This window comes from Pantoea sp. DY-5, from assembly GCF_019795955.1.
Taxonomy (GTDB): Bacteria; Pseudomonadota; Gammaproteobacteria; order Enterobacterales; family Enterobacteriaceae; genus Pantoea; species Pantoea leporis.
In genome coordinates this window covers 1-526 of record NZ_JAIMIE010000026.1, presented here as the reverse complement: position 1 = coordinate 526, position 526 = coordinate 1, and the positions used below count along the sequence as shown (strand labels likewise).

General features: G+C 45.4%; 1 protein-coding gene. It reads right to left on the bottom strand.

From position 1 onward, the window contains the following. Positions 1-449: glutathione S-transferase family protein (locus K5Y30_RS24765; protein WP_222214037.1), on the bottom strand; the 449-nt coding region annotated here is incomplete at its 3' end. Between the last annotated feature and the right edge of the window lie 77 nt (positions 450-526).

The following is a 526-nucleotide window of genomic DNA, read 5'->3' as shown; positions in this document are numbered from 1 at the left end:
ATGTCAGGATGACTTTCCCGCAGCCCGTTCTCCAGCGTCTGCAAGGCACCATGAAGTTGTTGAGTTACCCGATTCAGCCAGGGTTGATGCTGTTTTTCTACCGGTCTGAGACGCTGTTCGTACACAATCTGCACCGCTTTTTCACAGGCAGCCAGGGCGAATCCGGTAAGATGCAAATCTCTCAGATCTTCCGCTCTGGACGCTGATGTGGGTGCAGGTGAATGACCGAAATATTTCTCAAGGTAATTAATGATTAATGTTGAATCGATCAGCACCTGATTATCATCTGTGATAAGCGTTGGTACTTTAACGGTTGGATTAATTTTCGTTAAGGCATCAAAATCGCTGAATACCGAAAGCGGCTGTTGTTCGAATTGCATACCCAATATTTTCATGTAGATAGCAACCCGTCTGACGTAAGGTGAATCCAGCATTCCGATTAGGATCATGGCGCTACCTCATATTATGTTGATTAACAAAATCAATTAACTGTGCGGCGACAGCTAAGGGGGCATCTTCCATCAAG